Origin of the sequence: Streptomyces sp. NPDC003035 (assembly GCF_042888285.1) — a bacterium.
GTDB lineage: Bacteria > Actinomycetota > Actinomycetes > Streptomycetales > Streptomycetaceae > Streptomyces.
Map to the genome: position 1 here is coordinate 402,460 of NZ_JBIAPJ010000006.1, position 22,466 is coordinate 424,925.

General features: G+C 72.6%; 20 protein-coding genes and 1 tRNA gene. 1 reads left to right on the forward strand and 20 read right to left on the reverse strand.

Features of this window, described 5'->3' with window-relative positions; translation table 11 throughout:
- Positions 1 to 56: 56 nt before the first annotated feature.
- The 9 genes from ACFYV5_RS21665 to ACFYV5_RS21705 all read right to left on the reverse strand — a co-directional run bounded on the left by ACFYV5_RS21665 (position 57) and on the right by ACFYV5_RS21705 (position 11,600).
- Entirely contained in the window at positions 57 to 719 is a 663-nt protein-coding gene (locus ACFYV5_RS21665) for a response regulator transcription factor (RefSeq protein WP_355112297.1), read from the reverse strand.
- A complete protein-coding gene (locus ACFYV5_RS21670) occupies positions 650 to 1,954 on the reverse strand; it encodes a sensor domain-containing protein (protein ID WP_389170747.1) in 1,305 nt (434 codons plus the stop codon). The genes ACFYV5_RS21665 and ACFYV5_RS21670 overlap by 70 nt, the downstream gene beginning before the upstream one ends.
- A 373-nt stretch (positions 1,955 to 2,327) precedes the next feature.
- The gene (locus tag ACFYV5_RS21675) at positions 2,328 to 3,809 is read right to left on the reverse strand and encodes a SulP family inorganic anion transporter (RefSeq protein WP_389170749.1); all 1,482 of its coding nucleotides are present in this window, start codon (positions 3,807 to 3,809) and stop codon (positions 2,328 to 2,330) included.
- An 11-nt stretch (positions 3,810 to 3,820) separates the two neighbouring features.
- On the reverse strand, positions 3,821 to 4,402 hold the full coding sequence (locus tag ACFYV5_RS21680) for a carbonic anhydrase (protein ID WP_389170752.1): 582 nt from the start codon (positions 4,400 to 4,402) through the stop codon (positions 3,821 to 3,823).
- An 84-nt stretch (positions 4,403 to 4,486) separates the two neighbouring features.
- Positions 4,487 to 4,882, reverse strand: a complete 396-nt coding sequence (locus ACFYV5_RS21685) for a hypothetical protein (protein WP_389170755.1) — start codon at positions 4,880 to 4,882, stop codon at positions 4,487 to 4,489.
- 134 nt (positions 4,883 to 5,016) lie between these two features.
- A complete protein-coding gene (locus tag ACFYV5_RS21690; protein ID WP_389170758.1) occupies positions 5,017 to 6,702 on the reverse strand; it encodes an AMP-binding protein in 1,686 nt (561 codons plus the stop codon).
- 25 nt (positions 6,703 to 6,727) lie between these two features.
- On the reverse strand, positions 6,728 to 7,318 hold the full coding sequence (locus tag ACFYV5_RS21695) for a lytic polysaccharide monooxygenase (protein ID WP_389170761.1): 591 nt from the start codon (positions 7,316 to 7,318) through the stop codon (positions 6,728 to 6,730).
- Between the two features lie 121 nt (positions 7,319 to 7,439).
- Positions 7,440 to 9,572, reverse strand: a complete 2,133-nt coding sequence (locus ACFYV5_RS21700) for an SPFH domain-containing protein (protein WP_389170764.1) — start codon at positions 9,570 to 9,572, stop codon at positions 7,440 to 7,442.
- A 651-nt stretch (positions 9,573 to 10,223) separates the two neighbouring features.
- A complete protein-coding gene (locus ACFYV5_RS21705) occupies positions 10,224 to 11,600 on the reverse strand; it encodes a peptidoglycan-binding protein (protein WP_389170767.1) in 1,377 nt (458 codons plus the stop codon).
- A gap of 183 nt (positions 11,601 to 11,783) precedes the next feature.
- Here ACFYV5_RS21705 and ACFYV5_RS21710 point away from each other — a divergent pair.
- Positions 11,784 to 11,857 (forward strand) — tRNA-Lys (locus ACFYV5_RS21710).
- Positions 11,858 to 11,907: 50 nt separating this feature from the next.
- Here the strand turns inward: ACFYV5_RS21710 and ACFYV5_RS21715 are convergent.
- The 11 genes from ACFYV5_RS21715 to ACFYV5_RS21765 all read right to left on the reverse strand — a co-directional run bounded on the left by ACFYV5_RS21715 (position 11,908) and on the right by ACFYV5_RS21765 (position 22,445).
- Positions 11,908 to 12,540 (reverse strand): class F sortase, encoded by a 633-nt coding sequence (locus ACFYV5_RS21715; protein WP_389171107.1) that lies wholly within the window; start codon positions 12,538 to 12,540, stop codon positions 11,908 to 11,910.
- 28 nt (positions 12,541 to 12,568) lie between these two features.
- Positions 12,569 to 13,219, reverse strand: a complete 651-nt coding sequence (locus ACFYV5_RS21720) for a hypothetical protein (protein WP_389170770.1) — start codon at positions 13,217 to 13,219, stop codon at positions 12,569 to 12,571.
- A gap of 117 nt (positions 13,220 to 13,336) precedes the next feature.
- Positions 13,337 to 14,116, reverse strand: coding sequence for an HAD-IIA family hydrolase (locus ACFYV5_RS21725; RefSeq protein WP_355112314.1), 780 nt, complete (start codon positions 14,114 to 14,116; stop codon positions 13,337 to 13,339).
- 82 nt (positions 14,117 to 14,198) lie between these two features.
- Positions 14,199 to 15,734, reverse strand: coding sequence for an alkaline phosphatase family protein (locus ACFYV5_RS21730; protein WP_389170773.1), 1,536 nt, complete (start codon positions 15,732 to 15,734; stop codon positions 14,199 to 14,201).
- Positions 15,735 to 15,872: 138 nt separating this feature from the next.
- Positions 15,873 to 16,931 carry a 2-aminoethylphosphonate ABC transporter substrate-binding protein gene (locus tag ACFYV5_RS21735; protein WP_389170776.1) on the reverse strand — a complete coding sequence of 353 codons (1,059 nt, stop codon included), beginning with the start codon at positions 16,929 to 16,931 and terminating at the stop codon, positions 15,873 to 15,875.
- 14 nt (positions 16,932 to 16,945) lie between these two features.
- Complete coding sequence (locus ACFYV5_RS21740; protein WP_389170779.1) at positions 16,946 to 17,743, reverse strand: ABC transporter permease; 798 nt, start codon at positions 17,741 to 17,743, stop codon at positions 16,946 to 16,948.
- Positions 17,730 to 18,674 (reverse strand): 2-aminoethylphosphonate ABC transporter permease subunit, encoded by a 945-nt coding sequence (locus ACFYV5_RS21745; protein WP_389171110.1) that lies wholly within the window; start codon positions 18,672 to 18,674, stop codon positions 17,730 to 17,732. Before ACFYV5_RS21745 ends, ACFYV5_RS21740 begins: the two co-directional genes overlap by 14 nt.
- A 16-nt stretch (positions 18,675 to 18,690) precedes the next feature.
- A complete protein-coding gene (locus tag ACFYV5_RS21750) occupies positions 18,691 to 19,743 on the reverse strand; it encodes an ABC transporter ATP-binding protein (protein WP_389170783.1) in 1,053 nt (350 codons plus the stop codon).
- Complete coding sequence (locus ACFYV5_RS21755) at positions 19,740 to 20,432, reverse strand: phosphonatase-like hydrolase (RefSeq protein WP_389170786.1); 693 nt, start codon at positions 20,430 to 20,432, stop codon at positions 19,740 to 19,742. The genes ACFYV5_RS21750 and ACFYV5_RS21755 overlap by 4 nt, the downstream gene beginning before the upstream one ends.
- Entirely contained in the window at positions 20,429 to 21,550 is a 1,122-nt protein-coding gene (locus ACFYV5_RS21760) for a TIGR03364 family FAD-dependent oxidoreductase (RefSeq protein ID WP_389170789.1), read from the reverse strand. Before ACFYV5_RS21760 ends, ACFYV5_RS21755 begins: the two co-directional genes overlap by 4 nt.
- 130 nt (positions 21,551 to 21,680) lie before the next feature.
- Positions 21,681 to 22,445, reverse strand: a complete 765-nt coding sequence (locus tag ACFYV5_RS21765) for a GntR family transcriptional regulator (RefSeq protein WP_389170792.1) — start codon at positions 22,443 to 22,445, stop codon at positions 21,681 to 21,683.
- Between the last annotated feature and the right edge of the window lie 21 nt (positions 22,446 to 22,466).

The window sequence follows — 22,466 nt, forward strand, 5'->3', positions numbered from 1 at the left end:
GGAAGAAGCCCCTCGCGCAGGCGGGGGGCTTCTTCGTGCTTCCTCGACTGCCCCCATCAGGCGCGCAGGTAGGTGAGAACCGCGAGGACGCGGCGGTGGGTGTCCTCGGCGGGCGGCAGGTCCAGCTTTCCCAGGATGTTGCCGATGTGCTTGCCGACGGCCGCCTCGGTGACGACCAGCCGGCGGGCGATCTCCCCGTTCGAATGCCCCTCGGCGACCAGCGCCAGGACCTCGCGCTCGCGGGGGGTCAGCGCCTCCAGCGGGTCGCGACGGCGGCGCAGCAGCTGCCGTACGACCTCGGGGTCCACGACCGTGCCGCCGTCCGCGACCCGGGTGAGGGCGTCGAGGAACTCCTCGACCTGGCCGACCCGGTCCTTGAGGAGGTAGCCCACCCCGGTGCCGTCGCCCGCGTCCAGCAGGTCGGCGGCGTAGGTCCGCTGCACGTACTGGCTCAGGACGAGGACCGGCAGCCGGGGGCGGTCGGCGCGCAGGGCGACCGCGGCGCGCAGCCCCTCGTCCTGGAAGCCGGGAGGCATCCGGACGTCGGTGACGACGATGTCCGGGTCGTGCTCGGTGACGGCCGCGCGCAGGCCGTCGGCGTCGCCGACCGCGGCGACGACCTCGTGGCCGAAGCGGGCGAGGAGCCCGATCAGCCCTTCGCGGAGGAGGACGCTGTCCTCGGCGAGGACGACGCGGAGGGGGCGGGCAGCGGTCGGCACGGGATCTCCACTCGTAGGACGGTCGGCCCACCCGTCGGGCTGATGATCGTCAGTGTGCCATCGAGCACGGCGATCCGGTCGGCCAGTCCGGTCAGACCGGAGCCGGCGGCCGGGTCGGCGCCGCCGCCGCCGTTGTCGTACACCTCGATCCGCAGTGTCCGGTTCTCGCACCGGGCGGTGATCCGGGCCTGGGTGGCGCCGCTGTGCTTGCCGATGTTGGCGAGGGCCTCGCAGACGACGAAGTAGCCGGCGCTCTCCACGGCCGCGGGGAGGCGTGGCAGGTCGAGGTCGGTGGCGACGGGGACGGCGGAGCGGTCGGCGGCGTCGGCGAGCGCGGCACCGAGGCCGTAGTCGGCGAGGACCTGCGGATGGATGCCGTGGATGAGCTCGCGCAGCTCGGTGAGGACGCGACCGGCCTCGGCGTGGGCCTGGGTCAGCTGGTCGGCGAGCGCCCCGGACGGGGCGTCGAGCCGGGCGATCCCCAGGGCCATGGTGAGGGCGACCAGGCGCTGCTGGGCGCCGTCGTGAAGGTCGCGCTCGATCCGGCGGCGCTCGGCCTCGAAGGCGTCGACGAGCCGGGCGCGGGAAGCGGTGACCTCGCCGATCCGGTCCCGGAGCTCGGCCTCGCGGGGAGCGAGGAGCGCCCGGGTGAGCGCGGCGCGGGCGCCAGCGAGGGCGGCGAGGGGGTGGAGGAGGGCGAGGAGCAGGACGACACCGAGGGCGGCGGCCGCGAAGGCCGCCGGATACGTCGTGACCAGCGGCCCCTTGGCGACCCGGACCTCCTCGCCGTCCAGGGCCAGCTGGACGGGGGCGGCCATCAGAAGGGCGGGCAGGCCGAGGGCGACCGCGAGGACGATCAGGTCGAGCGGCCACAGAACGGTGGCGTGCAGGACGGCGTACGCGAGCTCCCGCCAGGTGGCCTGTTCCCGGGCCCGTACGCGGAGCCAGGCGGCCAGGCCGGGGGCGTCGGGGACACGGTGCGGATCGGCGGCGGGGTCGAGGTCGACGAGCCGGAGCCGGCGGCGCTCGATGCCGCCGAGGGCGATCCCGGCGAGGAGGAGGAGCGGGAGCCCGACGAGTACGAAGGAGAACACGACGAGCAGGAGCAGCACGAGGAGGGCGGGGGCGCCGGTGACGACCCCGCTCGCCAGATATCCGGCGGACCGCCAGGGCCAGGCGGTACGGAGGAATCGGGGCCGGGTCAGGGCCTGCCAGGGGGTTCGAGGCGGCTGCATGTGCCTCACGGTAGGCGGCGGTCGGTGGGCGGGGCCATCGTGGTGGGGGGCGTCCCGAAGGTAGGGCTGGGCCTACCTTCGGGGCGGGGGAAGCGGTCATGCGTCGGGGGGTGTCGACGCGTGCCGGTCGGGAGGCAGGGTGTGCCGCCGAGGCTCAGGCCGCACGTCCGGTCGGAGGCTCGGGGCGGGCCTCCGACCGGAGGCCCGGGTCGTACGTCTGCCCGAGGCTCGGGCCGTGCCGCCCGCCGGAGGCTCAGGCCGTATCGCCGGCCCGGGACGAGGGCCGCACGTCCGGCCGGACGCTCGGGTCGGGCCTCCGGCCGGGCGGACACCTGTTTCACGGGTCGTCAGGGGCTCCGCGGCAGCGTGGCGTTCAGACCGACTCGGTGGCCGCGGTCTTCACCAGCGCGGTGACCTTCACGGGTTCCGTGTCGGCCGAGCTGTGCCGTGCGGCCCAGGAATCCAGGGCCGTACGGCAGGCGTGGTCGAGGTGGTGCAGGCCGGACGTGTCCAGCTCGATCGGCCGGTCCTGAGGCAGCGCCTCCAGGCTGTCGAGTATTTTCGGCAGCCGCAGGAAGGTCGCGTTGCCCGACAGATGCGCCTGGACGGGGCCGGCGCCCTTGTCGATGACCTCCAGCTTGATGTGCGACGTCTCCCAGGCCGTCTTGATGACGGACAGGGCCAGACCGATCAGCACGCCTTCGAACATGTTGACCACGACGATCGCCACGGCGGTGACGACCAGGATCAGCGCCTCGCCGCGGTGCGCCCGCCACAGCGAGGTGACCCCTCGGAACGGGATCAGCTTCCAGCCCGCGTGGACCAGGATTCCGGCGAGCGCGGGCAGCGGGATCAGCGCGAGGGCCGCGGGGAGCAGCGCCGCGAACAGCAGCAGCCACACGCCGTGCAGGACCCGGGACGCCTTGGTCCTGGCGCCCGCCGCCACGTTGGCGGAGCTGCGGACGATGACCGCGGTCATCGGCAGGGCGCCGAGGACACCGCAGAGCGCGTTGCCCGCGCCCTGCGCCATGAGTTCCTTGTCGTACCGGGTGCGCGGGCCGTCGTGCAGACGGTCCACGGCGGCCGCGCTGAACAGGCTCTCGGCGGAGGCGATCAGGGTGAAGGCGAGGATCGTGCCGATGAGGGCCGGGGAGCCCAGGCCACCGAGGGCGTCGGCGCCGGGCAGCTGCAGGGAGTCGATCAGACCGTTCACTTCGACGGTGGCCACCGGCAGGCCGAACGCCCAGGTGACCACCGTCGCCACTATCACCGCGACGAGCGCGCCCGGCACGGTCCGGACCTTCTTCGGCAGCTTGGTCCACCCCAGCATCACGGCGATGGTTCCCGCGCCTATCGCCAGCGACGCCAGCGCCCCGGGGCTGCCGATCGCGTCGACGGCGGCCCCCGGCAGACCCAGGATCTTGTCGATCCCGGAGGCGGGAGCCTTCAGCCCGGCCGCCGCGTACAGCTGACCGGCGATGATCACCAGGCCGATGCCGGCGAGCATTCCCTCGACGACCGAGACGGAGATCGCGCGGAACCAGCGCCCCAGCTTCAGGGCGCCCATGAGGAGCTGGAGCAGTCCGGCGGCAAGGACGATCACCCCGAGGGCGGGGAGCCCGAACTCGGTGACCGCCTCGAAGACCAGCACGGTCAGACCGGCGGCCGGTCCGGACACCTGAAGGCTGCTGCCCGGCATCAGACCGGTGACGATGCCGCCCACGATGCCGGTGACCAGGCCGAGTTCGGCGGGGACACCGGAGGCGACGGCGACGCCCACGCACAGCGGCAGGGCGACCAGGAAGACCACGAGCGAGGCGGCGAAGTCCTGCCTGAGGTGAGGGAACTTACTCATGCTTCCCTCCCTCACAGCGCTTCGAAGGTGTCGGTGTCCGCGCGGTGCTCGCGCACGGCGCCGGTGTGGACCTCGTAGTACCAGCCGTGCAGCCGGAGTCGGCCGGATTCCAGCCGCTTCTCGACGCAGGGGTACGAGCGCAGCCGCAGCAGCTGCGTGAGGACGTGGTGCTGCACGGCCTCCGCGACCGTCGGGTCGGCCGGGTCGGAGCACTTGGGCGCCTCGGCGGCGTGCGCGAGCCAGTCGCGTACGGCCGGGACGGTGTTCAGGTCGTCGCCGCGCACCACCGCGCCCACGGCGCCGCAGTGCGAGTGGCCGCAGACCACGATGTGCTCGACACCGAGGACCTCCACGGCGTACTCGATGGTGGCCGCCTCTCCGGTGGGGGTGCCGGAGCCGTACGGCGGGACGATGTTGCCCGCGGTGCGCAGCTCGAAGAGCTGGCCGGGGCGGGCGCCGGTGATCAGGGCGGGTACGACCCTGGAGTCGGCGCAGGTGATGAAGAGGACCTCGGGGGACTGGCCTTCGGCCAGCTTGGCGAACTCCTCAGGGCGCTGTCCGAACATGCGGGCGTTGTCGATGAGGGGCTGCATGGCGTGGTGATTCCTCCTGGCGCGTCGTGGGGACGCGTCGGTTTCTGTGGGGCAGATGTGCTGTGTGGGGGGCTGCTCCACCGATCAGCAGCGGAACACCTGGAGCACGGCCGGAGCGTGTGCTCTGAAGGATCTCGACGTGCGGGGGTGCGGGGAGCCGGAAGCGGCGGACGCGGGCGCTACGGAGGTGTCGTACGCCGGCGAAGGCCGCTCGGATATCCCGGGGCTGTCGGTGGCCCGCGACCGGTCGCGGGCGCGCAGGGGGCCGGTCGGGTCCCCTGGCCGGCCGGCGTCGCGGCAGGTGACGATCTCGTCGCGCGACGCCTCGGCCGTGGGCTCGACGGCGGGTTGAGCCTTGGCCACGGCATGACGTGCCGTATGCGCATATGCGAAGGGCGCCGTGGACACAAGAAGCTGGAAGGCGACCAGGAGGGCGGCGAGGAGCGGGAACACGGTTCCGGCCGTCGCACCTCGGTGCATGCGCCTCCCTCCCGCGATTCAGAATCCCTGGCGCAGACCAACAGTTGGTCAACGAACAGTCAAGGATGACGATAACTCGGCAAAGTCGTTTGCAGGGTTAACCGAACGTTACGAGCCGAAGAGCGCCCGAAAACCTAGGTTCTCGGCGTGGCGGCGCTTCCCCCGACGGTGGCGGAGGGCGGCCATGGACGGCCGTGTGCGGCGTACTGATCGCGCAGAGCCGACAGGCCCTGGAGGGTCAGACGCTCGTACGGGGCTCCCGGGGACGGGCGCCACCAGACCGGGTCCTCGCAGAGGAAGGACTCCCCGCGCAGGGCGGCGCGGTGGATCTTGTTCGTGGCCGTCAGAGGGAGTTCCGGGACCAGGCGGACGAAACGCGGGGGCATCTTCGTCCCGAGGTCGGGCTGCGCGGCGAGGAAGTCCTCGAAGGCGGCCGGGTCGAAGGCGGCGCTCTCGCGCAGGGCGATCGCCGTCATCACCTGGTCCCCCGCGGCCGGGTCGGGTATCGCGTAGACGGCGACACCCGCCGCACGGTCCCAGCGGGACAGGATCCGCTCGATCACGGCGGCGGCGAGGTTCTCGCTGTCGACCCGCAGCCGGTCGTCGTCGCGCCCCGCGAAGTACAGGAAGCCGTCGGCGTCCCGGTAGAAGAGGTCGCCGGTCCAGTACCAGCCTCCCCGCAGCCGCGCGGCCTCCGCCTCGGGGTTGCGCCAGTAGCCCTCGAAGGGGTTACGGCCGCGGTTGACCAGTTCGCCGATCGCCGCGGAGGCGTTGAGCAGCCGGCCGGAGGGCGCGAGGACGGCGCGCGCGCACTCCTCGCCGGTCGCCGGGTCCACCACCGCGAGGTCGTCCCCCGGTGCGGCCCGCCCGATGGCCCCGGTCGGGGTGTCCGGTGTCCGCCGGATCGCGGCGCCGCCCTCGGAGGAGCCGTATCCCTCCACGAGCCGGACCCCGAACCGCTCCTCGAAGCGGGCCGCGTCCACCGCCCCCGCCTCCGTACCGAAGCCGAGGCGCAGCCGGTGCTCGCGGTCGTCGGGTCGCGACGGTGTGGCGAGCAGGTACTGCACCGCCCGTCCCACGTAGGTGAAGTACGTCGCGCCGAACTCCCGTACGTCCGGCAGGAAGCGGGAGGCCGAGAACCGGTCGCGCAGCGCCACGCCCGCCCCGGCGGCGAGCGCCGGGGCCCAGTCCGCGATGACCGCGTTGCCGTGGAACATCGGCATGCAGACGTAGTGCACATCCTCGGGCCGTATCCCGAAGTGGGCGACGAGCGAGGCGCCCGCGGCCGCGAGGCGGCCCTGACTGCAGATCGCCGCCTTGGGCGCGCCGGTCGAGCCGGAGGTGAAGTAGAGGAGCAGCCGGCTGTCGGGGCGCACCGGGCGGGCCACGGACTCGCCCGGCTTCGCGCCCTCGAAGGGGGCCAGGAGTGTCCGGTACGCGTCGGTGTCGGTCACCAGCACCCGTACGCCCGGCAGGGGGAGCCCGTCGAGCAGGGGAAGGTACGCGCGCTGGGTGACCAGGACACGGCAGTCGGTGTGGACGATGTCGCGGGCCAGTTCGGCGCCGCGGCGGGTGGGGTTGATGCCGGCGACGGCGGCCCCGGCGAGGGCCGCCGCGCTCAGCCAGAGCGGGAACTCCGGCGTGTTGTCGAGGAGCACCCCGAGGTGCGGCTCGGCACCCCGGGGCAGCAGATCGACGAGCAGTGCGGCCCGTGCGGCGGCTCCCGCGGCGACCTCGTGATGGGTGAGGACGGCCCTGTGGCTCCTCAGCCCGACCCGGTGATCGCCCCACTGACGCTGCACGAGCTCCGCCACGGTCATACGGCGGAAGATAGCTGACCGTTCGTCAGAACTGAACGTCCGAGCAGGCGTAGAAGGCGTTCGCGGTGTCCGCGATCGTCCACACCGCCAGGATCAGGTGCCGACCGGTCTTGCCCGCCGGGATGGTCCCGGAGTGCGAGAGCGTGGCCGGCGGTTGCTGGCTGTTGTACGGAACGGTGAGGAAGGGCTGCGGATCGAGGGCGGCCCGCGTGAGCTTCTGGGTGCCGTTCCAGCCGTTCTTGGTGATGTAGTACCGGAAGTCGGTGGTGCGGTGACGGGCGGTGAACTGCCAGCGGAAGCTGTAGCTCTGGCCCGCCGTGACCCTCGTGGTGGGCCAGGCGCCACCCCTCGGGTCGTCGAGCTGGGCGAACTGTGTGAGACCGGCGGAACAGATCTTTCCGTCGGCGGGTCCGGCGGCGGGGAAGCCCTTGAGGCCCTCGACGGACTGCGGCTCCCACTGGATGGATCCGCAGTTCGTCACGGTGCCGTTGGCGCAGAGCTTCTGGCGGCTGATCGGGGAGTCGGTGTAACCGTGACTGCTGGCACTGCTCGTGGCGAAGAGGGAGGCGCCGGCGACGCCGAGCGCCACCGCCGCCACGCCTATCTTTTTGCGCATGCTGTCGCTCCAGGTGAACGTGGGGGAGTTCGGTGAGCTGTGCCGCACGCGTGCGGTGGTACTTATTCCGGTCTAGACCAAGTATCACGGTAGGGCGGGAAGTTGAGCATGTCCATACCGGTCACGCGCCTTCCACGGGACCGTTGCGGCCGGTGTAGAACGCCACCGTCAGGTCCTTGACCAGCGACTTGCGCTCGTAGTCGTCCAGCTCGACCAGACCACGCGTGGTCAGCCGGTGGACCACGTCGTCCACCGCGTCCACGACGGCGGTCAGCACACTGTCCCGGTGCTTGGCGTCGATCGCGGCGATCCTGCGGCGCCGCATCGCCGCCGCGATCTCGGGGGCGTACTCGATACGGGTCGGCTGCGCCGAGAACACCTCGATCCCCACCGGGGCGCACTCCGCGGAGAGCATCCGGGTCAGCGCCTCGCCGACCGCCTCGGCGTCGCGCAGGGTCGGGGCGTCCTCGTGGAAGGCGTCGGCCGGGAGCTGGGACAGGACCCGGGCCATCGCCGCCTCGACCTGCTCGCGGAGGTACTCCTCGTGGCCGTCGACACCGAGCGCGGCACGGACGGTGTCCCGGATGCGCCAGACGACGAGGACGACGACGTCGAGGGCCGTGCCCTTGGCGTCCACCGCGGAGAGCGGTTCGCTGCGCCAGTGGCGGAGGCGGATGTCGACGCGGCGGCGCAGGAGGAGGGGGCTGACCCAGAGGAGACCGGTACGGCGGACGGTGCCGCGGTAGTCGCCGAAGAGGGTGAGGACCCAGGCGTAACCGACGCGGCCGCGACCGAGGCCGCCGAAGGCGAAGAGGGTGGCCAGCACGCCGAGGGCGAGCAGGGCCCACTGGCCGAGGTGGATGCCGTGGTACGGCCGCGGGGGCAGCCGCAGCATCCGGGCCGCGGCCTCGGGCACGGCCCCGGTCCACCACAGGACCGCCGCGCACCCCGCGAGCGCGAGGACGCCGCCGACGACTCCGATCCACCCGGGGAGGGCGGGGGCGGGGCGCTCGACGAGCTTGGGGTCGGCGGTGGGGGCGGGGCGGGAGGGCTCGGAGCGGGTGGGGGCGGGGATGACGGCCTTGGCGGGGACGGGCGGCGCCATGGCGATCGTGGCGGGCCCGCCGTCGTCGTCGGCCGGCTCGGGCTCGTCACGGAAGAGCAGGTGTACGGGGATGGACCCGGTGGTCTCGTTCCCGATCACGGTCCTCCGCCGCACGGCGACACGCGAGGGCTGGGGGTGGGCCTGGTCCTGGGCTTGCGCGGGTGCCTCGGCGGCCACGGGCACGGCGATGACCCCGACGCGCACCCCACTGCCCGGCCGAAGATCGTCCACCCGGCCGACTGCGGGACCCCCCGCCCCACCGGACATGTCCGACGCCTCTTGCCGGGCCACGTCGGCCGACTCGCGGGGGTGGCCGCCTGCGCTGCCGGGGGCGGTTGGTGCGGTGGAGGGGGGTGCCGAACCGGCCGGGGTGGTCGGCGCGGTGGAGGCAGTTGCCGAACCGGCCGGGGTGGTCGGCGCGGTGGAGGGAGTTGCCGAACCGGCCGGGGTGGTCGGCGCGGTGGAGGGGGGCGCCGAACCGGCCGGGGTGGTCGGTGCGGTGGAGGGAGTTGCCGAACCGGCCGGCGCGGTCGGCGCACCGCCGGGGACGGTTGCCGTGGCCGAGGGGGGTGCCGAACCGACCGGCGCCGTCGGCGCACCGCCCGGGGCGGGCTGCGCGCCGATGGCGGCTTCCGCTCGCCCGGGAGCCGCGACGGCTGAGGCGCCCCCGGCCGGGGGCGCCTCGGAGCCGGTCGGACCAGCACCCTGAGCGGGCGTCGCCGCGAGGCCGGAACCGACCGCGCCCGCCTGTCCGGGCTGGTCGCCCTTCCGTCCCTCGCGGGAGGCGGAGTCGGTGCCGTCGTCACCGCCCGGCGCGGCCGGACTCGGCGCGGAAGCCGAACCGGGGCGGCCCGCCGCGGGGGCGGACCCGGCCGCGCCCGCCTGGCCCGGCCGGTCATCCTTCTGTCGCTCGCCCGAGGCGGAGTCGGTGCCGACGGCCGCCCGGCCACCATCACCGACCTGTGCCGGCGGCGAGGAGGGAGACGCGCTCTGTGCGAGCGGGGGCGTGGCGCCCGTCGAGCCGGGGGCGGCTACGCCCTCGCCCGGAGGCGAGACCCCCGCGGCGACCGGCGCGGACCGCGCCGAGAGCGGGTCCGTTCCCAGCGGCGAGACCGAACCCTCCGGACCTGCGCCAGGTGACGGCGACACCCCGGCCGCGCTCCCGTCCGAAGCCGGAGCAACCGACCCGAGATCGCCTGCCCGTTCACCCGCTGCCGAGGCGGCCGACAAACCTTCCCGGCCCGCACCCTCGGCCGGAGCGACCGACCCGGGATCGCCGACCCGCTCACCCGGCGCTGAGGAGGGAGACGCGCTCTGCGCGAGTGGGGGTGTCGCACCCGTCGAGCCGGGGGCGGCAACGCCCCCCGCCGGAGGCGACACCCCCGCGGACCGCGCAAGGAGCGGGTCCGCTCCCAGCGGCGAGACCCCGCCCCCACCCCCGGCCGGAGCCGGAGCCGCCGCGTCCGAGGCGGCCGACGGACCAACCCCGGCCGGAGCCGGGGCCGCCGCGCCCGGGTCGCCCGTGGTCGGCGCCGAGGCGGTCGGCGGGGCTCCCCCGCCCTCGACCCCGGCGGCAGCCGGGCCCGGCGCCGAGGCGGTCGACGGGGCTCCTCCACCCTCGACCCCGGCGGCAGCCGGGGTCGGCCGCGAGGTGTCGGGGGTTCGCGGGGGCCTCGTTCTCGGCGTGCGCGTCTCGTCCGTCAGGCGGATCGCCGACCGGGCCGCGTCACGGCTCGCCGCCGCGCCCGAGTCGGGGGTTGGGGTCGAACGGGTCATGGGGTCCACCTCATGTTCTCGGGGTCATCGGAACAGGCGCCGCCAGGTCTCCGGGCCCGGGTAGCCGTCGGCCGCGCCGCCGCGCCATCCCTGTGCCCGCTGGAACGCCTCGACATTGCGACGGTCCGCCTCGCTCCAGCGCGGACCAGGACCCGACAGGTAGTGCTTGCCGTAGCCCCGCTTCACCAGCTGTTTGCCCAGCTTCTCCACATATGCGCTGGATTGGCCCGGACGGAAGTAGCCACGCCCGGGGAACCCCGGCACATTCGCGCTCGGGCCGCCCGAACCACTCGAACCGCCGATGCTCCTGCCCTGGCCGCTCGCCAGGAGGCGCCAGGTCTGCGGCCCGGGGAGACCGTCCGCCTCCCTGCCCTTCCAGCCCTGCGCCCGCTGGAACGCCTGGGTCGCCCGGCGGTCCGCCTCGCCCCAGCGCGGACCGGGGCCCCGGCTGTAGAACTTCTTGCCGCCGCGCTCGACCAGCAGCCGCCCGAGCTGGGTGACGTGCGCGTTGTTCGCGCCGGGGCCGAACCGCGACGCGCCCGGATAGGGGGCTCCGGTCGCGGCCGAGCCGCCACCGCTGCCGCCGCCGGCACCGCTGCCTCCCCGCACGACGCCCTTGTAGCGGTAGGCCACATAGCGGTCCGCGTTGTTCCAGTACGCGAGGGGCGTGGCCTGTCGGCGGGCGCGCGGCTTGGCCTGCTCGTACGCGATGTAGGACGTGTGGGTGTAGTCCGTCCAGCCGCCGAAGATCGTGACGTGCGAGCCCCTGGTCGGATTCGCCGGGTTGTGGAAGAGCAGGATGTCGCCGGGCTGGAGCTCCGTACGGTCGATGCGCTCGCCGAAGCGGTCCAGGCTGCCGGTCCACTCGTTGCCGCGCAGGTTCCACGCCATCGAGATGTAGCCGGAGCAGTCCTGGCGGTACCCGTCGGTCCAGAACTTCTCCATCGAGTACGGGACCTGGGCGTGCACCCACCGCTTGGCGCGGTTGATGATCTCGGTGCGGGTGGTCTTCCGCAGGGACTGGGGGGTGATCTGACTGGTCGTCGGGGTCGCACCCGGCGCCGGGTGCGGGCCGGAGCCCGGGCCGGGGGCTCCGTGCAGCGGACCCGCACCGCCCTGGGGGTTGTCGGGCCCGGGGCCGGCCACCGTCTCCGTCACGAGGTCCGCCGGAGTGACGGGCGCCGCCGGGGCGGCGGGCCGGGCGAGCGCGCTCGCTCCCCCGCCGCCGAGCACCACGCCCGCCGTGGTCACCAGGACCAGCGCGCGGCGCGCTCCGTGCGCCGCCGGGTGACCGCCCGCCCGTACGGGCAGGCCAAGGGCATGATCGCGCCGCTGCTGGGCGCAGCCCGCGCAGCCGCAGTCGGCCGCGGGCTCGAACTCCTCGAATACCGGCACACTCATGCGATTCCCCTCCACACTCGTCAAGATCTTTTGGCGCTGTGCATGGGCGTCAGTGTCTCAACTGTCTGGACAAATCGCATTTTGACGGATCGAAGGCCTGATACGACCATCCGACAGGCCGGAAGGGGCCGGTAATGGTCCGGAGGACCCCCGGACGTCGGGTAGAGTTATGCAGGTCAGCAGGCGCCGCTAGCTCAGTTGGTTAGAGCAGCTGACTCTTAATCAGCGGGTCCGGGGTTCGAGTCCCTGGCGGCGCACGCAGAGTCGAGGCCCCCTCACCATCGGTGAGGGGGCCTCGGTCGTTCGATCACGCCCTGCCCGTTCCCGTCAGGTACGCGGAGACGACCACGTTCGCCGTGTACGCACCGGCCTTGCGGTCGAAGGTGCCGCCGCAGGTGATCAGGCGCAGCTCGGCCCGATCGGCCTGGCGCTGCCCGTACACCTTCCGGGCGTCGAAGCTCTCCCGGGGAAAGATCTGGACGTCGTCGACCGTGAACTCGGCGACCGAGCCGTCGTCCCGGGTGACCTTGATCGTGGCGCCGGGGCGGGCCGCGCTCAGTCCGTAGAAGACGGCGGGCCTGGTCTCGGTGTCGACATGGCCGACGAAGAGGGCGGCGCCCTCGGCACCGGGCGGGGTGCCGGTACGGAACCAGCCGACGGAGTGCGGCATCTCGAACGGCGGGGGGTCGACCGCGCCCGTGCCGTCCAGGCCGCGCCCGACGACCGGCGCCGTGATGCCGAGGGACGGGATCTCCACCCGGCGCGGCTCGGCGGGGTGGAGGGGGCGGTGCGCCGGGGGCAGCGGGACGCCGAGGGGGCGGCCGACCGCGGCTATGTCGCCGGTGGTCGGGGCCGAGCTGCCGCCCGGCCCGTCGGTGGTCCCGCGACCCCAGAGCCAGAGACACAGGACCAGGACCGCCCAGGCCACGCCGGTCAGCATGCGCCCGTTGCCGGAGCCGGAGGACACCTCAGTCGCCCGTACGGCGGCGGCCGGACGAGCGTGCGCTGCGGAAGGCGACGGCCACCGCGGCGATCGCGGCCAGTCCGAGACCGACGAGGGTGTACGGGGTGCCGAGGCCGCTCTCGGTCGTGGTCTGCGCGACACCGGGTGCGGCGGGTACGGCCGGGACCGCCAGGGCCGCGCCGCCACCGCCGGCGCGGACCGGGGCGACGGGGCTCGGGTGGTGGGTCGGCTTGTGCGTCGGCTTGTGCGTCGGCTGATGCGTGGGCCGGTGGGTCGGCTCGTGGGTCGGCCCGGGCTTGTGCTTCTCGACGTGGACCACTCCGACGTCGCGGTGCTCACGGCCGTCGCAGGTCACGCTGACCTTGTACGTACCCCGCTCGACGCCCGACGTGATCGTGGTGTCGCCGAAGAGGGGAGAGGCGACCCCGTCACGGCTGGTGAGCGCGGCGTCGGCGACGAACGCCCGGGACGAGGCGGCGCCGGTGGGGCCCTTGCAGCCCTGGACGCGGATGTCGACATCGGCGCCGGGCTTCGCGGTGGACGGGGTGACGGTGGCCTTGACGCCGTCACCGGCGAAGGCGGTACCGGCCGTGGGTGCCAGTACCAGGATGACGGCCGCCCCTGCGGCACGGAGAGCAATGGGACCTGAACGCATCGTGACCTCCTGGTAGTGGCAGGGTCACCCGGTTCCGCTCGTTTCGCATCCGCAGGGGTCCGGCCGGGCGCACGCGACGCCCGGCCGGTGTCCTGACCTGAGGCCGGGACCTGGCGTCTAGACGCGGTCCACAATGTCGGCGATCGAGTCGACGATCGTGGAGGGGCGGAAGGGGAAGCGGTCCACTTCCGCCTGCGTCGTCAGACCGGTGAGCACCAGGAAGGTCTGCATCCCCGCCTCGAGACCGGCCAGGATGTCGGTGTCCATCCGGTCACCGATCATGGCGCTGGTCTCGGAGTGGGCACCGATCGCGTTGAGGCCGGTGCGCATCATCAGCGGGTTGGGCTTGCCCGCGAAGTACGGGTCCTTGCCGGTGGCCTTGGTGATCAGCGCGGCGACCGAGCCGGTGGCCGGGAGGGGGCCTTCGAGGGAGGGGCCGGTCTCGTCGGGGTTGGTGCAGATGAACCGGGCGCCGGCGTTGATGAGCCGTACGGCCTTGGTCATGGCCTCGAAGGAGTACGTCCGGGTCTCGCCGAGGACCACGTAGTCGGGGGCGTGGTCGGTCAGGACGTAGCCGATGTCGTGCAGCGCGGTGGTCAGGCCGGCCTCGCCGATGACGTACGCGGTGCCGCCGGGGCGCTGGTCGTCGAGGAACCGGGCGGTGGCGAGCGCCGAGGTCCAGATGTTCTCCACGGGCACGTCCAGGCCCATGCGCGCGAGCCGGGCGTGCAGGTCGCGGGCGGTGTACATCGAGTTGTTCGTGAGGACCAGGAACGGCTTCTCGGTGTCCCGCAGCTTCTTGATGAACGCGTCGGCGCCGGGGATCGGGACACCCTCGTGGATGAGGACGCCGTCCATGTCGGTGAGCCAGGATTCGATCGGCTTGCGCTCTGCCATGTGCGGGGACTCCTGCCGTACAAACAACGTGCGGTGTGCTGGGGGGCGCCGCGACAGCGCTGTGGCGACGCCCCCACCCTAATCAGGAAGTGGTGACCTTGACCCCGTCGATCACCCAGTACCAGTTGTTGGACCCCGTGTAGCGGAAGCGGAAGCTCACGCTGGACGCCCCGGCGGGGACGCTCACGGTGAGCGACTGGGGCTGGGAGATCACGTCGGCGGTGTAGCTCTTGACGACCGTCGGCGTGCCGCCGTTGAAGGAGGCCAGGACCTGGGCGGTCTGGCTGCCCTCCTGGCGGTAGAAGGTGGTGAAGTCGAGGGTGACCCGCGACGCGCCGGAGACGCTGTACGCGGGGGTGACCAGGGTCGAGTCGTACGTACCGGAGAAGGTCTTGTCGGCCCACTCGTCGGAGTCGGCGACGGCGAAGACGCCACGGGAGCGGACGTTGAGCTCGCGGGACTGGTCGCGCTGGGTCCGGGACCAGAACTCGTCGGTGGCGAAGGCCCAGCCGCGCCACTCGGTCATGCCGCCGGTGCCCATGGCGTTGTTGATGACGGACCAGCCGCTGGGCGCGGTGTGGGTGAAGCCGAGGACGCCGGCGGGGATGCCGGTCTCGTCGACGCGGCCGGTGAGCGAACCGGACAGGGCGTCGAAGGGGTCGGTGGAGCGCTGCTGGATCGGCTTGCCGTCCAGTCCCCAGGAGGGGTCGGGTGTGATGCCGAGCTGGTGGTAGACGGTGGCGGCGACGTCGACGAGACGGGTGTCGATGGGGCGGGCGCCGGCGGCGATGCCGGGTCCCTGCGCGAGGACGAAGGTACGGCGCTCCTCGATGGCGGACCCGCCGTGGCCGCCGGCGTCGACATGGCCGTGGTCGGTGGTGACGATGACCGTCCAGCGCTCGGTGGCGTAGGAGGGGCGGGCCTTGATCGCGGCGAGGAGCCGGCCGAGGTAGCCGTCCTGGACGTCGATGGCGTCGAGGTACTTCTGGCTCGCCGCGCCGTAGTTGTGCCCGATCTCGTCGGTCTCGCCGAAGTAGACGAAGAGGACGTCCGGGTTCTGGTTGCGGAGGATGTCCTCGGTGGTGTCGGTGATCACCTTGTCGTTGACCACGTAGTTGTTGTTGTAGACGATCTTGGCGTCGGCGCCCGGGGTGATCGTGCCGTGTGTGTCGAGCTCGGGCCAGTCGACGGCCGCGAAGAGCGAGAGTTCGGGACGGATCTGGTGCAAGCGGGCGAGGAATCCCGGGTACTTGGCGTAGTTCTTGCCGGCGAAGCCGTTGTCCCTCACCCCGTGCTTGTCGGGCCAGACACCGGTGGAGATGGTGGACCAGCCGGGGCCGGAGGAGGTGGCGGCCATCGGGTTGGCGTAGAGCAGCGAGAGGCCGTACGTGCCGTTGGCGATCAGGGACTTGAGGGTCGGCGCCTTGGCCGCGTCGATCCTGTCGTACCGCAGGCCGTCCATGCCGACGACGAGCACCTTGTCCTTGCTGGTGCCGTTGGGGAGCGTGGGGGACGCGGCCCGGGCGGCGGGCGCGACGACGGCGCCCGTGGCGGCGACGGCGGCGGTGGCACCAGCGGCGGCGAGCACGGTGCGGCGGGACATGCCGTTGATCGGCATCTTCGTTTCCTCCGTGGATGGGGGCGGCGGCACGCCAACGCCCCTGACTTTCCAGGGGCGTTGGTCCGTACCCGTTATCTTTCCGCTATCATCCGCGGGTCGCCAGGGCCGTGCGGTGAACTCTTGGGCTGCGCGCGGTTAGCTTCCGGTGGCGGTCTTCCACGCGTCGATGTACGTCTTCAGGTTCTTGTCGATGTCGGCCCAGTCCGGCTCGAAGATCTCGACGCCCTCCATCAGCTTGGCGAGCTCGATGGCGTTGGCGTCGGTCGCCTTGATGTCCTTGCGGGCCGGGAAGCCGCCGCCGATCGCGCTGACCTCGCGCTGGGCCCCCTCGCTCAGCATGAAGTCGAGCAGCTTCTTGCCGTTCTCGCTGTGCGGGGCCTTGTTCACCAGGCCGGCGGCGTACGGCAGGGCGAAGCTGGTGGGCTTCCCGCCGTCCTTGGCCGGGAACCAGATGCCGAGGTTCGGCATGGACTTGGACTGGGCGAAGTTCATCTGGACGTCGCCGTTGGCGACGAGGATCTCACCCTTGTCGACCTTGGGCGCGAGCTTGGACGTGGAGGAGGACGGGCCGACGTTGTTGGCCTGGAGCTTCTTCAGGTACTCCATCGCCGGCTCCTGGCCACCGAAGTCGTGCATCGCCTTGATGACCACGGCGGTGCCGTCGCCCGCGACCCCAGGGGTGGAGTACTGGAGCTTGTTCTTGTACGTCGCGTCGAGGAGCTCCTCCCAGGTCTTCGGGGCCTCCTTCAGCTGCTGCTTGTTGTGGATGAAGCCGAAGTAGTTGTTGACCACCGAGGTCCACGTGCCGTCGCCGGACCTGTCGGCTCCGTCGACCTGGTCGGCACCCCTGGGCCGGTACGCCTGGAGCAGGCCCTTGGAGTCGGCCTGCTGGATGAAGGGCGGCAGGGTGACGATGACGTCGGCCTGCGTGTTGTTCTTCTCGCGGACGGCGCGCTGCACCATCTCGCCGGAGCCGCCCTCGACGTACTTGACCTTGATGCCGGTCTGCTTCTCGAAGTCGGCGAAGACCTTGTCGTACCAGCCGTCGCCCTTCTCACCCTTGAGGCCGTCGGCGCTGTAGACGGTGACGATCTTCTCGTCGGAGGCGGCGGAGGAGCCGCCGCAGGCGGTGAGGGAGGCGGCGAGAGCGAGGCTGCCGGTGGCGGCGGCGAGCGGCTTGGCATACGTACGCATAACGTCGTTTTCTCCTAGCGGAAGGAAGCCTTGGTACGGATACGGGAGACGGCGAGCAGGACGAGCAGGGTCGCGGCCATGAGGACCACGGCGAGCGCCGAGCCGGTGAAGAGGGAGCCGCGGTCGGTGGCCGTGAAGATCAGCACCGGGAGCGGCAGCCAGTCCGGCGGGTAGAGCATCATCGTGGCGCTCAGCTCGCCCATGGACAGGGCGAAGCAGAGCCCGGCGGCCGCGTTCAGGGACGGCAGCAGGAGCGGCAGCTTCACCCGGAGCAGGACGTACGAGGGGCGGGCGCCGAGGCTGGCCGCCGCCTGCTCGTACACCGGGTCGAGCCGGAGGATGGCGGCCGAAACCGACTGGTGGGCGAACGCCGTGACAAGAATGGTGTGCGCGAGGATCACGATCCAGCGCGTGCCGTTGAGGAGCACGGGCGGCTGCGAGAAGGCCACCAGGACGGCGAGGCCGACGACGACCGAGGGCACGGCGACCGGCAGCATGAACAGCGCGTCGAGGAGCCTGCGGCCCCGCTTGCCCAGCGCGGCGGCGGCGAGGGCGGCCCAGGTGCCGAGGGTCAGGGCGAGGAGGCTCGCGGTGACGGCGGTGACCAGGCTGGTGGTCAGCGCCTGGAGGGACTCTCCTCGTACGGCGGCCGTGTAGTGCTCGGCGGTCGGCCCGGAGGGGAAGGCGCCGGACCAGTTGGTGGAGAACGAGGCGGCGAGGATGACGAGGAGGGGCAGGGCGAAGAGCGGCACGAAGAGGACGGCGAACAGGGTCCAGGCCGTCCACCTGCCCGTACGGCTATGCACCAACACGACGGCTCACCACCCGGTAGAGGCCGTAGAGGCCGACGGAGATCGCGACGTTGACGACGGCGACGACGCAGGCGGCGGCGTAGTCGGACTCGAGGATGGCCTTGCCGTAGACGAGCATCGGGAGGGTCGTGACGCCCTTGGCGCCGGTGAAGAGGACGATCCCGAACTCGTTGAGGCACATGACCAGCACGAGGCTCCCGCCGGCGGCGAGCGCGGGCAGCGCCTCGGGCAGGATCACCCGCCGGACGATGCGGAGCGGCTTCGCGCCGAGGGAGGAGGCCGCCTCCAGCTGGGCGGTCTCCATCTGCGAGAACGCGGCGAGGAGGGGGCGCATCACGAAGGGCGTGAAGTACGTGATCTCGGCGAGGAGGACGCCCAAGGGGGTGGTCAGGAACTGGAAGGGGCCGGTGGCGGCGCCGGTGACGTCCGTCCAGACTCCGTTGGCCATGCCGACGGTGCCGTAGAGGAACAGCAGCGCGAGCGTGATCAGGAAGGAGGGGAAGGAGAGGAAGACGTCGATGAACTTCGACACCGCCTTCCCACCGGGGAACGGCACGAACGCGATGACGAGGGCCAGCACGAACCCGAGGACGAGACACCCGACGGTGGCCCCGACGGCCAGCCAGACGGTGGTGAGGAGGGCCTCGCGGAAGGCGCCGGAGGAGAACACGTCGGCGTAGGCGCCGGGAGCGAGGGACTCCTGGACGACGAGGGCGAGGGGATAGAGAAAGACGAGCCCGAGGGCAAGGCCGGGCGGAAGGGCCCACACCCAGGCGGGCGTGGTGCGCCTTACTGCCCGTTGTGGGCAATCGTCCCGCAGGGCGATGGGGGCACCCCCGGACGGAGTCTGGGGGAGGGTGGGCACAACGGACGGCGCCCCAGCGGGCGCGTCCGCCTCAGGCGCCCCGCCACGACGGCGCTCAGCTGCCATGACCGGCGCGGACGAGTCACCCATCGGTCACCCCTGCCCCCAGCAGCACCGCGTCCTCGGGCGCGAAGTGCAGCAGTACCTCGTCGCCGAGCGCCGGGGTCTCCCGCAGTTCGCGGACGTCCGCCTTGACGCGATGGCCGTCGATGTCGACGTACAGCCGATGCGTCGACCCCCGCCATTGCACCTCGGCGATGCGGCCCCGCAGCGCGTTCGGGCCCTCGCCGAGGCCGACGAGGTGCGGGCGGACGCACAGGGTCGCGCTCGCGCCCGGTGCCGCGTCGGCGACCGGGACCTTGAGCGCGGCGCCCCCGAAGGAGACCCCGTCCGCTCCGACCGTCACCGGCAGCAGGTTCGCGTTGCCGACGAACGACGCCGTGAACTCCGTACGCGGCCGCCGGTACAGGTCCTGCGGCGTGCCGCAGTCCTGGAGCCGGGCCCTGTCCATGACGGCGATCCGGTCGGCGAGGGTCAGCGCCTCGACCTGGTCGTGGGTGACGTACAGGATCGACACGTCCGGCAACTCCCGGTGCAGCCGCGCCAGTTCCGCCAGCATGCCCGAGCGCAGCTGCGCGTCCAGCGCGGACAGCGGCTCGTCGAGCAGCAGCACGTTCGGCCTGATGGCCAGCGCCCGGGCGATGGCGACGCGCTGCTGCTGCCCGCCGGACAGCTCGCGCGGATGGCGCTTCGCGTAGGCCGCCATCCCGGTCATCTCCAGCGCCTCGGCGACCCGCCAAGCCACCTCACCCTTCGGAACCTTCCGCGCCTTCAGGCCGAAGGCCACGTTCTCCTCGACCCGCATGTGCGGGAAGAGCGCGTACTGCTGGACGACCATCCCGATCCCCCGCTCGTACGGCGGGAGGCCGGTGACGTCGCGGTCGCCGATGAACACCCGCCCGGAAGCGGGCCGCACAAACCCGGCGACGGCGCGCAGGGCGGTCGTCTTGCCGGAGCCGGAGGGCCCGAGGAGAGCCATCACCTCGCCGGGCTCGACGGTCAGGTCGAGCGCGTCGAGGACGGTGTTGCTCCCGTACGTGACGGCGACGGCGTCGAAGCGGATGCCGCTGGTCATATCGCGTCCCCGGCGAGCAGTCCGGGCAGCTCCGCGACCGAGGCGAGGACGTGCGTGGCCCCGTGCTCGGTGAGCGCCGCCCGGTCGTGCGCGCCCGTCAGGACGCCCGCCACGATCCCGGCCCCGGCCCGGACGCCGCTGAGCATGTCGTACGAGGTGTCGCCCGCGACCACGAGCCGCCGGACGTCGTCCACGGCACCGGTACGGAGGAGGGCCGCGAGGACCATGTCCGGATACGGGCGCCCCCGGCCTCCCGCGTCCGCCGGGCAGAGGGTGAGCTCGACCAGGTCCCGCCAGCCGAGCACGTCGAGGATGGCGTCCTGCGTGACCCGGGCGAACCCGGTGGTGAGGACGACCGTACGGCCCTGGTCCCGCAGTTCGGCGATCGCCTCCGCCGCGCCGGGTACCGGGGCGATGAGACCGCCGGCGACCAGCTCGCCGTACGCCTCCTCGAAGGCGAGGTTGGCCTGCTGGGCGCGGGCCTCGTCGCCGCCGAAGAGGTGGCGGAAGACGGAGATCTTGGACTCGCCCATCGTGGCGCGCACGTAGTCGATCATCGTGGCCGGGTCCTCGCCGAGGCGCTCGGCGGCGGCGGTGAAGGCCCGCTCGACGAGGCCGCCGTCGGCGACGGTGGTGCCGGCCATGTCCAGGACGACGAGGTGCTGCTGCTGTTCGCTCACGGTTGTCACCAGCCCAGTTCGTTCGCGGTCGTCTCGGCGATGGCGGGCGAGCAGGTCATGCCGCGTCCGCCGGGCCCGGTCACCAGCCACACGCCCTCGCGGACCCGCTGGCGGTGCACGACGCGGCTGGTGTCGGTGCACTGCGCGTACACGCCCGCCCAGCGGCGCCGGATCGTCGGCAGCGGGCGGCCGAGGAAGGACTCGACGACCCGGGTGAGGTGCTCGTAGGGGTCTTCGAGCGTGTCGAAGGCGAAGGGGTGCTCGTACTCGTGGGTGTCGCCGATGGTCAGTCCGCCGTCGAGGCGCTGCACCATCAGGAGCTGCATCTTGTGCGCGGCGGCGGTCGGGTCCTGCGCCTGCCCGGCGTTGAGGGCTTCGAGCGCCTCGGAGGCGTACGCCGGGTAGTAACGGAAGGAGTCGGCGTCGGCGACGGAGGTGGTGAGCGGCTCGCCGAGCGGGTCGGTCTGCATCATCTGCAGCCGGACGCGGCGGACCGGGATCTCCCCGGCGACCTCGCGGACGAGGCCGGAGAGCGCGGCGCCGGTGCAGAGCACGACGGCGTCACCGGTGTGGAGCTCGCCGCGGTCGTCGCGTACGGAGTGCTCGCCGATGACGTCGCGCACCTCGCGGTTCGGCAGGAAGGTGTACTTCCCCGTGGCCAGGAGGGCCTCGCGCAGCGCGAGTTGGGCGGTGCGCGGCTCGACCGCCGCGTCCCGCTCGCAGAAGAGGGCGGCGGTGAACTCCCCGCGCAGGGCGGGGTTGATGTGCCGGGCCTCGTCGGCGGTCAGCAGCTTGTAGCCGCGGGCGGCGGCGTCGGGACGGGCCAGGGCCGCCTCCGCGACGGCGAGTTCGAGCGCGTTGCGTACGGGGGTGAGCGAGCCGATCGCCCGGAAGCCGAGGCGGGGGACGCGGCCGCCGATGCCCTCCCAGAGCTCGCGGGCGCGCAGCGCGGCGTCCAGCTCCTCTCCGCCCGCGCGGCCGCTCACCCATATCTGGCCGAAGTTGCGGAGCGAGGCCCCGCGCGCCTCGGCCTCGCGCTCGATGTGTACGACCTCGTGGCCGCGTTCCACTGCGTGCCAGGCGTGCATGGTTCCCACCACGCCGGCTCCTACGACGATCACCTTCATGCCGTTCACGGTCCTGGCGGTGGGTGACCCGGGCGGATCCGGCGGGCAACGGGACGGTGAACGGCCCGACAAGGATGGCCTAGACCCGTTACCTTATCGTGATCTGCGTGGCGGGCGACGGGAGTTCGGGTCAGGCCCGCGCGCCCAGGTGGGCGGTGAAGCTGAAGCGGTCGCCGCGGTAGAGGGTGCGGACGCGCTCCAGGGGCCGGCCGGCGGCGTCCCGGGAGATCCGGTGGATCAGCAGCATCGGGAGCGCGGGCGGGGTGCCGATGAGCAGGGCCTCGCGAGGCGTGGCGAGGACCGTCTCGATCCGCTCGTCCGCGTCGCCGAACGCGATGCCGAGCTTGTCGTGGAGATAGGCGTAGAAGGAGGAGTCGGGGTCGAAGTCGCTGTCGAGGCGCGGGGCACGGGCCTCGGAGACGTACGTGCTCTCCAGGCCGACCCGCTCGTCGTCGGCGAGCAGCACGCGCTCCATGTGCCAGACGGTCTCACCGCGTTGGACCCCGATCTCGGACGCGAGGGCGTCGGGGCAGGGGAAGCGGTCGAGGGAGATGAGCGTACGGCCGGGGCGGCGGCCCTGGCGGCGTACGCCTTCGGTGTAACTGGCGAGCGAGAGCGGCTGCTCCAGCTTGGGCCCGGCGACGACGGTCCCCCGCCCCTGGCGGCGCAGCCGCCCCTCCAGCAACAGCTCGCGCAGGGCCTGACGGACGGTCTCCCGGGAGACCTCGTACCGGAGGGCGAGATCCCGCTCGGTGGGCAGGAGCCCGCCTTCCCCCAACTCGTCTATCAGCACGGCGACTTTCGCCTTCACCGCGTAGTACTTGGGGATACGGCCGTGCTCGGGGATGCCGGAGCGGATGGGGGCGCCAGGTGCCTGGTCGTTCGGGTAGTCCACGGGGCGATGCTCGCAGATGGG

What these genes read in the sequence shown, in the direction of transcription:
- ACFYV5_RS21670 (WP_389170747.1), bottom strand. Translation starts at nt 1,954, where the DNA reads ATGCAGCCGCCTCGAACCCCCTGGCAGGCCCTGACCCGGCCCCGATTC.
- ACFYV5_RS21675 (WP_389170749.1), bottom strand. Translation starts at nt 3,809, where the DNA reads ATGAGTAAGTTCCCTCACCTCAGGCAGGACTTCGCCGCCTCGCTCGTG.
- ACFYV5_RS21680 (WP_389170752.1), bottom strand. Translation starts at nt 4,402, where the DNA reads ATGCAGCCCCTCATCGACAACGCCCGCATGTTCGGACAGCGCCCTGAG.
- ACFYV5_RS21685 (WP_389170755.1), bottom strand. Translation starts at nt 4,882, where the DNA reads ATGCACCGAGGTGCGACGGCCGGAACCGTGTTCCCGCTCCTCGCCGCC.
- ACFYV5_RS21690 (WP_389170758.1), bottom strand. Translation starts at nt 6,702, where the DNA reads ATGACCGTGGCGGAGCTCGTGCAGCGTCAGTGGGGCGATCACCGGGTC.
- ACFYV5_RS21695 (WP_389170761.1), bottom strand. Translation starts at nt 7,318, where the DNA reads ATGCGCAAAAAGATAGGCGTGGCGGCGGTGGCGCTCGGCGTCGCCGGC.
- ACFYV5_RS21705 (WP_389170767.1), bottom strand. Translation starts at nt 11,600, where the DNA reads ATGAGTGTGCCGGTATTCGAGGAGTTCGAGCCCGCGGCCGACTGCGGC.
- ACFYV5_RS21715 (WP_389171107.1), bottom strand. Translation starts at nt 12,540, where the DNA reads ATGCTGACCGGCGTGGCCTGGGCGGTCCTGGTCCTGTGTCTCTGGCTC.
- ACFYV5_RS21720 (WP_389170770.1), bottom strand. Translation starts at nt 13,219, where the DNA reads ATGCGTTCAGGTCCCATTGCTCTCCGTGCCGCAGGGGCGGCCGTCATC.
- ACFYV5_RS21725 (WP_355112314.1), bottom strand. Translation starts at nt 14,116, where the DNA reads ATGGCAGAGCGCAAGCCGATCGAATCCTGGCTCACCGACATGGACGGC.
- ACFYV5_RS21730 (WP_389170773.1), bottom strand. Translation starts at nt 15,734, where the DNA reads ATGCCGATCAACGGCATGTCCCGCCGCACCGTGCTCGCCGCCGCTGGT.
- ACFYV5_RS21735 (WP_389170776.1), bottom strand. Translation starts at nt 16,931, where the DNA reads ATGCGTACGTATGCCAAGCCGCTCGCCGCCGCCACCGGCAGCCTCGCT.
- ACFYV5_RS21745 (WP_389171110.1), bottom strand. Translation starts at nt 18,674, where the DNA reads ATGGCAGCTGAGCGCCGTCGTGGCGGGGCGCCTGAGGCGGACGCGCCC.
- ACFYV5_RS21750 (WP_389170783.1), bottom strand. Translation starts at nt 19,743, where the DNA reads ATGACCAGCGGCATCCGCTTCGACGCCGTCGCCGTCACGTACGGGAGC.
- ACFYV5_RS21760 (WP_389170789.1), bottom strand. Translation starts at nt 21,550, where the DNA reads ATGAAGGTGATCGTCGTAGGAGCCGGCGTGGTGGGAACCATGCACGCC.